Origin of the sequence: Sphingomonas sp. 7/4-4 (assembly GCF_027941955.1) — a bacterium.
In the GTDB taxonomy this organism is placed as follows: domain Bacteria; phylum Pseudomonadota; class Alphaproteobacteria; order Sphingomonadales; family Sphingomonadaceae; genus Sphingomonas.
The window spans coordinates 2,992,501-3,003,970 of sequence record NZ_CP115960.1; the positions used below are offsets into that span (position 1 = coordinate 2,992,501).

An 11,470-nucleotide genomic window follows, 5' to 3' on the forward strand; every position below is an offset into this window, starting at 1 on the left:
GGCGCCCGCAATGTCGCCGAAGCGGCGCGGCGCGGCGGTGTCGAAGCGCTGGTTCAACTCTCCGCGCTGGGCGCCGACACGGATTCGCCTTCCGTTTATGGCTGCACCAAGGCCGAGGGCGAACGCGCGGTGCGTGAGGCTTTTCCGTCCGCGACGATCCTGCGGCCCTCGATCCTGTTCGGCCGCGAGGATGCATTCGTGAACCGCTTTGCCGGGCTGATTGCGAACGCGCCGGTGGTGCCGGTGCTGCGGCCCGGGGTGAAGTTCCAGCCGGCCTATGTCGCCGATGTCGCGCAGGCGGTGGTGAAGGCCTTGGAGAATCCCGATGCACATGGCGGCCATGTCTATGAACTCGGCGGTCCCGACATAGTGACGATGGCCGAGCTCCATCGCTGGATCGCCGGCGCGATCGGGCGCGATGCGCATTTCGTCGAGCTCCCCGATGCGCTGGGCGGCCTCGTCGCGCTGTTCGGCGTGCTGCCCGGCGCGCCGATCACTCGGGATCATTGGCGCATGCTCCAGCGCGACAATATGGTTTCGGCCGGCGCCGCGGGGTTCGGGAAGTTCGGCCTGACGGCGACGCCCCTGGCCGCGGTCGCGCCGAGCTGGCTGGTCCGTTTCCGCCGCCATGGCCGATTCGGCCAGCTGGGCGAAGCCGCCTGAAATCCTGCCCGACCAGGCCGCCGGCGCGGGGCCGGCTGCCGCGTGAACGAGAGGCCCTTCTCCTATGACCGAACTTCTCGTCGCGATCCTGCTCGGCATCGTCGAGGGCGTCACTGAATTTCTGCCCGTATCGTCGACCGGCCATCTGATCCTCGCGAGCGAGCTGATGGGCTATGACGCTGCGCAATGGGCGGTGTTCAACATCGCCATCCAGCCCGGCGCGATCCTGGCGATCGTGGTGCTCTATTGGCGGACCTTCCTCGCGGTGTTCAAGGGCCTGCTGCGCTGGGAGGCGTCCTCGGTCGCCTTCGTGCGCAACCTGCTCATCGCCTTCGTTCCCGCGGTGGTTCTCGGCTTGGCATTCGGCGATCAGATCGATGCGCTGCTCGAGAATGCCGTGGTCGTCGCCTGGGCGCTGATCGTCGGCGGCGTCGCGATCCTGATCGTCGAGCGCTTCGCCCGAACCGAGAATGTCCTCGGCATCTCGGGAGTCTCCACCCTGCAGTCGATCAAGATCGGCCTGGTACAATGTCTCGCCATGGTTCCCGGCGTCAGCCGTTCGGGTGCGACCATCATGGGCGCGATGGCACTCGGCATCGACCGCCGCACCGCCGCCGACTTCAGCTTCTTCCTCGCCTTGCCGACCTTGACCGGAGCGACGGTATTGCAGCTCTACAAGCACCGCGATGCGATCACTGCGGACGGCCTGGGACTGATCGCAGTGGGCTTTGTCGTCTCCTTCGTGGTGGCCCTGGCGGTGGTGAAGGTATTCCTCGCGATCGTCACCAAGCACGGTTTTGCGCCTTTTGCCTGGTATCGAATCATCGCCGGGGCAGCAGCATTGGTGTGGCTGGGAATGCGATAGGACCGTATCGGCCCATTATTCCCGCGCAATAATGTTGCAAATCGCGCTTTCCACCGGATGAATCGATAAATAGGACAGTATTACTGCCTTTTATGTCACGCGCCCTTGGAATAAGGGGCTCGCATGGCAGACGATGCGATGCTCAAATTCGTGGCGCGTGGGCAGGAATATCCGGCCAAGCGCGAGGCTGAACTCCGCGCGGAGGATTTCCGTGAAATCGCGGACCGCTATGCCGTGCCCGACGCAGAGGCGCAGGCCGGGCGCTGCTCGCAATGCGGCGTCCCTTATTGCTCGGTGCATTGCCCTCTGCACAATCACATCCCCGATTGGCTGCGGTTGACGGCGGAAGGGCGGCTGCGCGAGGCGTATGAGCTCTCCAATTCGACTTCGACCATGCCCGAGATCTGCGGCCGCATCTGTCCGCAGGACCGGCTGTGCGAAGGCAATTGCGTGATCGAATTCTCCGGCCACGGCGCAGTGACGATCGGCTCGGTCGAAAAGTTCATCACCGACAAGGCATGGGACGAGGGATGGGTCGAGCCCGTCCGCGTCGGCCCGGCACGCGGCCAATCCGTAGGTGTCATCGGCGCAGGGCCGGCGGGCCTCAGCGCCGCCGAATATCTGCGCGAGATGGGCTATGACGTGCACGTCTATGACCGGCACGATCGCGCCGGCGGGCTGCTGACCTATGGCATCCCGGGCTTCAAGCTCGAGAAGCACATCGTCATGCGCCGCGTCGAACGGCTCGCCGAGGCGGGAATCACGTTCCACACCGGCTTCGAAGTCGGCCGCGAAGCCACGCTCGAAGAATTGCGCGCGCGCCACGACACGCTGCTGATCGCCACCGGCGTCTACAAGGCCCGCGCGATCAAGGCGCCCGGCGTCGGCGCCGCGGGGGTGGTCGAGGCACTCGATTATCTGACCGCCTCGAACCGCAAGGGCTTCGGCGACGTCGTGCCCGCATTCGACGACGGCAGCCTGAATGCCGAGGGCAAGAACGTCGTCGTGATCGGCGGCGGCGACACCGCGATGGACTGCGTCCGCACCGCGATCCGCCAGGGCGCGGCATCAGTGAAGTGCCTGTATCGCCGCGACCGCGCCAACATGCCCGGCTCGCAGCGCGAAGTCGCCAATGCCGAGGAGGAAGGCGTCGAGTTCGTCTGGCTCTCCGGACCGGAGGCGTTCGACAGCGCGGGCGATGGCGGCGGCAAGGTGACCGGCGTGCGCGCATCGAAGATGCGGCTGGGCGCACCCGATGCCTCCGGCCGGCGCGCGCCTGAAGTCGATCCCGGCGGTGCGTTCCAGCTCGAAGCCGATCTCGTGATCAAGGCGCTCGGCTTCGAGGCCGAGGACCTGCCCAGGCTGTTCGGTTCGGAAGGGCTCGGCGTGACGCGCTGGGGCACATTGCGCACCGACGGCAAGACCATGATGACCAGCCTCGACGGCGTGTTCGCGGCGGGCGACATCGTGCGCGGCGCGAGCCTCGTCGTCTGGGCAATCCGCGACGGCCGCGACGTGGCCGCGCACATGCATGCGTGGATGCGCGCAAAGGCGAGGGTCGCTGCATGATGGGAATCGCGAGGGCACAGGGATTGACGATGGCTCTGGCGCTGGCGCTGCCCGGCGCTGCGGCGGCGCAAACTGTCCCGCCGGCTGCTCCGCAAACGGCGCCGGCCGATCCGGCACGGCTCGCGGTGGCAGGGAAAGTCGTCGCGAAGCTGGTGCCGCAGGGCGTCTATCTGCGCATGATGCGCGATGCCTTTCCGCAGATGATGGATGCGATGATCGGCCAGATGAGCGGACTGACCCCCGCCGATCTCGGCGAGAAGGACAGCAGCGGCAAGACGCTCGAGCAGATCGCGGCCGAGCGCGACCCCGCCTTTCGCGAGCGCATGACGATCATGACGCGCGTGATCAGCGATGAAATGGGCAAGGTGATGGACAAGCTCGAGCCGCGCGTCCGCGTCGCTTTGGGCAAATCCTTCGCGCGGCGTTTCACGCTCCAGCAACTGAACGATCTCGATGCGTTCTTTGCCACCCCTCGGGTTCTGCGTTCGCGAAGGACTATCTGCTGACCTTCATGGATCCCGAGATGATGCAGGAAATGTCTGCAGCCACGCCCGAGATCATGCGCGCGATGCCCGCAATCATGCAGCGGGTCGAAAAAGAGACGGCGCATTTGCCGCCGCCGCCCAAGTCCGAGACCAAGCAATGACCAGTGAATCCGAACGCGAACGCCTCGCCCGCGAGGGCATGTACCGTCCCGAGTTCGAAGGCGATGCCTGCGGCGTGGGCATGGTCGCCGCGACCGACGGCCAGCCGTCGCGCCGCGTCGTCCAGTCGGCGATCGATGCGCTGAAGGCCGTATGGCACCGCGGCGCCGTGGATGCCGACGGCAAGACCGGCGACGGCGCAGGCCTGCATGTCGACCTGCCGGTGCGGTTCTTCGACGACGCGATCGCCGCGGGTGGGCACCGGGTGATGCCGAACCGGCTCGCCGTCGGCATGATCTTCCTGCCGCGTACCGATCTGGGCGCGCAGGAAAGCTGCCGCACGATCGTCGAATCGGAGATCATCGAGGCAGGCTACACCATCTATGGCTGGCGACAGGTTCCTGTCGACGTTTCGGTGATCGGGATGAAGGCGCAGGCGACGCGCCCCGAGATCGAGCAGATCATGATCGCGGGACCGATGCCCGGCGATGTCGACGCCGCCGAGTTCGAGAAGAACCTGTATCTGGTGCGCCGCCGGATCGAGAAGCGCGTGATCGCCGCGCAGATCAGCGGATTCTACATCTGCTCGCTGTCGACGCGCTCGATCATCTACAAGGGGCTGTTCCTCGCCGAGAGCCTCAGCGAATTCTACCCCGATCTCAAGGACGAGCGCTTCACCAGCCGGGTTGCGATCTTCCACCAGCGTTATTCGACCAACACCTTCCCGCAATGGTGGCTGGCGCAGCCGTTCCGCTGCCTCGCGCACAATGGCGAGATCAACACGATCCGCGGCAACAAGAACTGGATGCTCAGCCACGAGATCAAGATGGCGAGCATCGCGTTCGGCGAGCAGAGCGAGGACATCAAGCCGGTGATCCCGGCGGGCGCGTCGGACACCGCGGCGCTCGACGCGGTGTTCGAGGCGATCTGCCGCTCGGGCCGCGACGCCCCCACTGCCAAGCTGATGCTGGTGCCCGAGGCGTGGGACGAGAGCACGCCTGCCAGCCATTTGTCGATGTACAAGTATCTCGCCAGCGTGATGGAGCCGTGGGACGGCCCGGCAGCGCTGGCGATGACCGACGGCCGCTGGGCGGTCGCCGGCGTCGACCGCAATGCGCTGCGCCCCTTGCGCTACACCCAGACGTCCGATGGGCTGCTCATCGTCGGCTCCGAGACGGGCATGGTCCAGATCTCCGAATCCTCCGTCGTCGCCAAGGGCCGGATGGGTCCGGGGCAGATGATCGCAGTCGATCTCGAAAATGGCGTGCTGTTCGACGACGCGGCGATCAAGGATCGCATCGCCGGCGAGGCGGACTATGCCGCGATGATCGGCGAGTTCATCACCATCGACGATCTGCCCGCGGCCGAACCCGGCGCCTATTTCGATCGCGCCGAGCTGACTCGCCGCCAGGTCGCGGCGGGGCAGACGCTCGAGGACATGGAGCTGATCCTCGCGCCGATGGTCGAGACCGCCAAGGAAGCCATCGGCTCGATGGGCGACGATACCCCGCTCGCCGTGATCTCGGACAAGCCGCGGCTGATCAGCCAGTTCTTCCGGCAGAATTTCAGCCAGGTCACCAATCCGCCGATCGATTCGCTGCGCGAGCGCCAGGTGATGACGCTGCGCACGCGCTTCGGGAACCTTGCCAACATCCTCGACGCCGAGGGTACGCCGGGGCGCGTGCTGGTGCTCGAGAGCCCGGTGCTGACCAATGCCGACTGGCATCGCCTGCGCGCGCATTTCGGGGCGCAGTCCGCCGAGATCGACTGTACCTTCGACGCCAAGAGCGATCCCGAGGCATTGCGCGAAGCGATCAAGCGCATCCGCTACGAGGCCGAGCAGGCCGTTCGCGCCGGCTGCACCGAATTGTTCCTCACCGACGAGCATCTCGGCGTCGACAAGGTCGCGATTGCGGGCGTGCTCGCTGCCGCCGCTGTCCACACGCATCTCGTGCGTCGCGGCCTGCGCTCTTATGCTTCGGTCAACGTCCGCTCCGCCGAATGCCTCGACACCCATTATTATGCGGTGCTGATCGGCGTCGGCGCGACGACGGTGAACGCCTATCTGGCCGAAGCCTCGATCGCCGATCGGCAGGCGCGCGGCCTGTTCGGCGAACTGAGCCTCGCCGAATGCCTCAAGCGCCATCGCAAGGCGATCGACGAGGGGCTGCTCAAGATCCTGTCGAAAATGGGCATCGCAGTGATCTCGTCCTATCGCGGCGGCTATAATTTCGAGGCGGTGGGTCTCAGCCGCGCGCTGGTCAACGATCTGTTCCCCGGCATGCCGGCCAAGATCTCGGGCGAAGGCTATGCCTCGCTCCATCTGAGCGCGATCATGCGCCACGAGGCGGCGTTCGACCGCGCGGTTGCGGCATTGCCGATCGGCGGCTTCTATCGCCAGCGGCACGGCGGCGAGACGCATGCCTATTCGGCACAGCTGATGCACCTGCTGCAGACCGCGGTGTCGACCGACAGCTATTCGAGCTATCTGCAATTCTCGCGCGGGGTGCGCGACCTGCCGCCGGTCTATCTGCGCGATCTGCTCGAGTTCAACTTCCCGAACGAAGGCGCCGCGATCGACCAGGTCGAGGCGATCACCGAAATCCGCAAGCGCTTCGTGACGCCGGGCATGTCGCTCGGCGCACTCAGCCCCGAGGCGCATGAAACGCTGGCGATCGCGATGAACCGGATCGGCGCCAAGGCGGTGTCGGGCGAGGGCGGCGAGGACAGGCTGCGCTACAAGCCCTATGAGAATGGCGACAACGCCAATTCGGTGATCAAGCAGATCGCGTCAGGCCGCTTCGGCGTGACCGCGGAATATCTGAACGCCTGCGACGAGATCGAGATCAAGGTGGCCCAGGGCGCCAAGCCCGGCGAGGGCGGCCAGCTGCCCGGCTTCAAGGTGACCGAGTTCATCGCCAAGCTGCGTCATGCGACGCCGGGCGTGACGCTGATCAGTCCGCCGCCGCATCACGACATCTATTCGATCGAGGATCTCGCGCAGCTCATCTACGACCTGAAGATGATCAACCCGCGCGCGCGGGTCTGCGTCAAGCTGGTGTCGTCTGCCGGTATCGGCACGGTCGCGGCGGGCGTCGCCAAAGCCCACGCAGACGTGATCCTCGTCGCCGGCCATGTCGGCGGCACCGGCGCGAGCCCGCAGACGTCGGTGAAATATGCCGGCACGCCGTGGGAAATGGGACTGACCGAAGTCAACCAGACGCTCACCCTCAACGGCCTGCGCGGCCGCGTGACATTGCGCACCGACGGCGGGCTCAAGACCGGGCGCGACATCGTCATCGCCGCGATCCTCGGCGCCGAGGAATTCGGCATCGGCACGCTGAGCCTGGTGGCGATGGGCTGCATCATGGTGCGCCAATGCCATTCGAACACCTGTCCGGTCGGCGTCTGCACGCAGGACGAGCGGCTGCGCGCGAAGTTCGTCGGCACACCCGAGAAGGTCATCAATCTGATGACCTTCATCGCCGAGGAGGTCCGCGAGATCCTGGCGAAGCTCGGCTTCAAGAGCCTCGACGAGATCATCGGGCGTACCGAATTGCTCCGCCAGGTCAGCCGCGGCGCCGAGCATCTCGACGATCTCGACCTCAACCCGATCCTCGCCAAGGTCGATGCCGATGATTCCAACCGGCGCTTCAGCCTCGCCACCTTCCGCAACGAGGTTCCCGACAGTCTCGACGCGCAGATGATCCGCGACGCAGCGGCGGTGTTCTCGCGCGGCGAGAAGATGCAGCTGACCTATTCGGTGCGCAACACGCACCGCGCGGTGGGCACGCGGCTTTCGTCGGAAGTGACACGCAAGTTCGGCATGTCGACGCTCGCCGACAATCACGTCCAGGTGCGGCTGCGCGGCTCGGCCGGCCAGTCGCTCGGCGCGTTCCTGTGCAAGGGCATCACGCTCGAAGTGTTCGGCGATGCCAACGACTATGTCGGCAAGGGCCTGTCGGGCGGCGTCATCGTGGTGCGCCCGATGGTCAGCTCGCCGCTCGCGAGCCAGGACAATACGATCATCGGCAACACCGTGCTCTATGGCGCGACATCGGGGCGCCTCTTCGCCGCCGGACAGGCCGGCGAGCGCTTCGCGGTGCGCAATTCGGGCGCGGAAGTGGTGGTCGAGGGCTGCGGCGCGAACGGCTGCGAGTACATGACCGGCGGCACCGCGGTGGTGCTCGGCAAGGTCGGCATGAACTTCGGCGCCGGCATGACCGGCGGCATGGCCTTCGTCTATGACGCGGATGGCAGCTTCGCCGCCCGCGCCAATCCGGAGAGCATCGTCTGGCAGCGGCTGTCGTCGGCGCATTGGGAAGCCAGGCTGCGCGGCCTCGTCGAGGCGCATGCCGATGCGACCGACAGCAAATGGTCGCAGGGCGTCCTCGAGGACTGGGACCGCGCGATCGGGCATTTCTGGCAGGTCGTGCCGAAGGAAATGCTCACCCGGCTTTCGCACCCGCTCGATGATGCAGTGGAGGCCGTGGCGGCCGAGTGATCGGTTCAGCCTAGGCTAAGGTGCTGAAACGCATATATGGTGGTCATCCTGACGACTCGGGAGAATGTCATGCGTCTCGTCCCCGTTGCCGCTATTCTGTGCGCCGTTGCCGTCCCCGCCGCTGCGCAAACGCGCGCCGAGACCGATGCCGTGCGCCGGCTGAACGATCCGATGGTCCAGGAAGGCGTCGCGATGGCGATGAGCGCACTGGCCGGTATCGTGCTCGACACCAAGGTAGGGCCGCTCGCGCGCTATGCCGACCCGGACGAGGATATCCGGCCGTCGGATACGCTGCGCGACGTCGAACGCCGCAGGGACCCGCATTTCGAAGCCAAGCTCCACGACCGGACGCGCCGCGCCGTCGGCACCGTGGGTGCAGTGTCCAGTGACGCGCTGGCGATGAGCGGCGAACTGGCGCGCGCCGCCGACCGGCTCCGCGCGGCGCTGGCGCCGCTCGCGAGCATGGCCGAGGCCTATAGCGACGATAATTGACGCATCCGCTGGACGCGCCGCGCGTCCACGCTAGATACGAGTTGCATGTGGCAACTCCTGCAATTCCCGCTCTGTCCGTTTTCCCGCAAGGTCCGGCTGCTGCTGGGCGAGAAGGGCGTCGGCTATGAGCCGGTGCGCGAATCGCCCTGGCTGCGGCGCGACGAGTTCCTCGACCTGAACCCCACCGGCCAGGTGCCGGTGATGGTCGATACCGAGCGCGGCGTGACCTTGATCGATTCGACCGTGATCTGCGAATTCTTCGAGGAAACCGTCAGCAAGAATGCGATGATCAACGGCACCGCCACCGATCGTGCCGAGATCCGCCGGCTGGTGATCTGGTTCGACGACCATTTCTATAGCGACATCACCGCGCCTTTGCTCCACGAGCGGATGATCAAGCGGGTGGTCCACAAGATGGCGCCCGACGCCAAGACCCTGCGCGAGGCGATGAAGGCCGCGGTCGCGCATCTCGATTACATCGATTACCTGCTCGATCACCGCACCTGGCTCGCCGGCCCGACGATGAGCCTCGCCGATCTCGCGGCAGCCGCGCAGATCTCGATCGCCGATTATCTGGGCGGGATCGACTGGAAGAGCCACGATCAGGCCAAGCGCTGGTATGTCGGCATGAAGAGCCGGCCGAGCTTCCGCCCGCTGCTCGCCGAGCGGATGGAGGAATTCCGCCGCCGCCCGATTACGAGAAGCTCGACGTCTAGCCCGCCGAACAGCGCATCTGTTCCGGCAAAGCTCCCTGAAGTCGTCGGTTTCGCCGGACCCGTGTCCGTTGCGTTATAATATCTTTCGCCTCGAACGCGTCGAGAGGAGACGATCTGCGATATAAGCCGCATTTGCAGATCGATCCACATCCTCTCGACGCGCTTCTCGTAGCTGTCAGCGGCTCCCTCCAGCCATTTGCGCGCGGCTGACCTGCGCGGCGACGACCTGGTTGCGCAGCGCCGCCATTTCAGCGGTCTTTTTGAGGACGCAGCGCCGCGCGGCGAACTGGCGCCCCGTGTCGACCGTGCTCTCGGACGCAAGACAGACCGACCGGATCGCCCATGCAAGGCGGCGATCGAGCGTCTTGACGCCCGCCTTCGTCTGCAGGTTCAGGTCGGCATGAACGACGCGAACCACCGGCTTCGCTTCCTGCGCCTGCGCCGCGACCGGCAACAGCGCCAACGCGGTCAGGGCCATATTGAAAATCTTCATCTCGATTGCTCCTCTTGTTGAGGACTTCCAGATGCGCCACTCCGATAAGCGGAACCAGCAAATCGCTAGGCTATCGATATAATCTGTGCTTATATCACGCATATGCCCGCTTTGCCTCCGCTCGCTGCCGTCCGCGTTTTCGAGGCCGCCGCACGTCACGAGAATTTCAGCCGGGCGGCCGACGAGCTCGCGATGACGCAAGCGGCGGTAAGCTATCAGATGAAAGTGCTCGAGGAGCGGCTGGGCGCCACGTTGTTCGTTCGCCATGGCCGCGGGATGACGCTCACCGAACTGGGCCGCAGGATCGCCCCGCAGGTCACCGCCGCCTTCCATACGCTGCAGGAAGCTTTCGCGGCCGCGCGCACCGAGAGCGACACGATCCTCTCGATCACTGCGCCGCGCACATTCGCCACCAACTGGCTTGCCGGCCGGCTCGGTACCTTTCACGCCGCCCGGCCCGACCTGACCGTCAGGCTGGACGTGTCCGACCAGCTGATCGATCTCGCCTCGAGCGAATTCGACGCGGCGATCCGGGGCATGCCCTGCGCCACGCCGGGGCTGGTATCGCATTTTCTGATGCGGATGCCGGTGACGCCGCTGGTCAGCCCATCCTTTCTCGCGTCCCACAAGCTGTCGACGCCGGAGGATCTGTTCTCGGTCCCGCGCCTCTCGCCGGAAGACGATTGGTGGGATCTGTGGTTTGAATCACTCCCCGGACCGGAAGCGCAACAGCGAGCCGGCCCGGCAATCCGATTCGAGTCGCAGGTGCTCGACGGGCACTCCGCCATTGCCGGCCACGGCGTCGGGATCCTCTCACCGCCCATGTTCAAGTCGGCGATCGATGCAGGACTGCTGGTCCAGCCGTTCCCGCATGTCGCCACCTACAGAAACGCCTATTGGCTGGTCTATCCCGAGCACAAACGGTCGCTGGCGAAGATCCGGGCACTGCGCGATTGGCTGCTCACAGCCGTCCGACAGGCGGCTGGAGACGATATGGTCCTATTGACGCCGTTACCGTCGCTTTAGGCTCACCTGCCGCCAGCAAGGGCGCTTTGGCGCGATTGCGTCGGATGGAAGGACTGCCAACCCCTCGAACGTTTCGGATTCATGCGCACCCATATTATGAAGCGCCCAGGCTCGCCCAGGCGCCGCCAATCTCCTCGAGGCTCGCCGCGGCTTCGCGGAAGGGCGCAGGATCGCTGCCGAGGCTGGCGTGCACCACGTGCTGGCGCAGGCCGTGATAGAAGGTGGCGAGGGTGCGCGAGACTTCGCCGCCTTTCTCGAAATCGAGCCCCGCTTCGAGCGCGAACAGGATCGCGGTGGCGCGCGCGACGCGTTCGCTCTTGATCCCGAATTCGTGGTTCTGCGCCGCATAAGCGGCGGCACGCAGCGCCGCGACGCCTTCCTGGTAGAGCAGCCCCACCAGCTTGTGCGGATCGGCGCCCGTGGTGCGGCCGTTCAGATCGACCTGGCGATAGGTGGCGGCGGGATTGGCCGCGAGGCAGGTGGCGTAGCGGGTCATCG

General features: G+C 65.8%; 10 protein-coding genes and 1 pseudogene (1 of these 11 cut by a window edge). 9 read left to right on the forward strand and 2 right to left on the reverse strand.

Annotated elements, in window-relative coordinates; translation table 11 throughout:
* The 8 genes and pseudogenes from PIB19_RS15075 to PIB19_RS15110 form a co-directional block, all read left to right on the forward strand.
* A protein-coding gene (locus tag PIB19_RS15075; RefSeq protein ID WP_271238019.1) for a complex I NDUFA9 subunit family protein crosses the window boundary here: on the forward strand, nucleotides 1-663 show its 3' portion. 276 nt of this gene lie to the left of the window's left edge; the window shows 663 of its 939 coding nt (coding positions 277-939); its start codon lies off the left edge, out of view; the stop codon is at nucleotides 661-663.
* 64 nt (nucleotides 664-727) lie between these two features.
* A complete protein-coding gene (locus tag PIB19_RS15080) occupies nucleotides 728-1,528 on the forward strand; it encodes an undecaprenyl-diphosphate phosphatase (protein WP_271238020.1) in 801 nt (266 codons plus the stop codon).
* Between the two features lie 123 nt (nucleotides 1,529-1,651).
* Nucleotides 1,652-3,097: an NAD(P)-dependent oxidoreductase gene (locus tag PIB19_RS15085; RefSeq protein ID WP_271238021.1), complete on the forward strand. Its 1,446-nt coding sequence runs from the start codon at nucleotides 1,652-1,654 to the stop codon at nucleotides 3,095-3,097.
* Between the two features lie 29 nt (nucleotides 3,098-3,126).
* The gene (locus PIB19_RS15090; protein ID WP_271238022.1) at nucleotides 3,127-3,603 is read left to right on the forward strand and encodes a hypothetical protein; all 477 of its coding nucleotides are present in this window, start codon (nucleotides 3,127-3,129) and stop codon (nucleotides 3,601-3,603) included.
* Nucleotides 3,604-3,608: 5 nt separating this feature from the next.
* Complete coding sequence (locus PIB19_RS15095; RefSeq protein WP_271238023.1) at nucleotides 3,609-3,743, forward strand: hypothetical protein; 135 nt, start codon at nucleotides 3,609-3,611, stop codon at nucleotides 3,741-3,743.
* A complete protein-coding gene (gltB, locus tag PIB19_RS15100) occupies nucleotides 3,740-8,245 on the forward strand; it encodes a glutamate synthase large subunit (protein ID WP_271238024.1) in 4,506 nt (1,501 codons plus the stop codon). The genes PIB19_RS15095 and gltB overlap by 4 nt, the downstream gene beginning before the upstream one ends.
* A gap of 69 nt (nucleotides 8,246-8,314) precedes the next feature.
* Nucleotides 8,315-8,737, forward strand: coding sequence for a hypothetical protein (locus PIB19_RS15105; RefSeq protein WP_271238025.1), 423 nt, complete (start codon nucleotides 8,315-8,317; stop codon nucleotides 8,735-8,737).
* A gap of 45 nt (nucleotides 8,738-8,782) precedes the next feature.
* Nucleotides 8,783-9,453: pseudogene (locus PIB19_RS15110) on the forward strand (glutathione S-transferase family protein).
* A 175-nt stretch (nucleotides 9,454-9,628) separates the two neighbouring features.
* On the opposite strand, the gene PIB19_RS15115 reads toward PIB19_RS15110, so the two are convergent.
* Nucleotides 9,629-10,048 (reverse strand): UrcA family protein, encoded by a 420-nt coding sequence (locus PIB19_RS15115; RefSeq protein ID WP_336297158.1) that lies wholly within the window; start codon nucleotides 10,046-10,048, stop codon nucleotides 9,629-9,631.
* Between PIB19_RS15115 and PIB19_RS15120 the strand changes: the two genes are divergently transcribed.
* On the forward strand, nucleotides 10,049-10,972 hold the full coding sequence (locus PIB19_RS15120) for a LysR substrate-binding domain-containing protein (protein ID WP_271238027.1): 924 nt from the start codon (nucleotides 10,049-10,051) through the stop codon (nucleotides 10,970-10,972).
* 94 nt (nucleotides 10,973-11,066) lie between these two features.
* On the opposite strand, the gene PIB19_RS15125 is transcribed toward PIB19_RS15120, so the two are convergent.
* Nucleotides 11,067-11,468 (reverse strand): flagellar export chaperone FliS, encoded by a 402-nt coding sequence (locus PIB19_RS15125; RefSeq protein WP_271238028.1) that lies wholly within the window; start codon nucleotides 11,466-11,468, stop codon nucleotides 11,067-11,069.
* Nucleotides 11,469-11,470 lie beyond the last annotated feature (2 nt).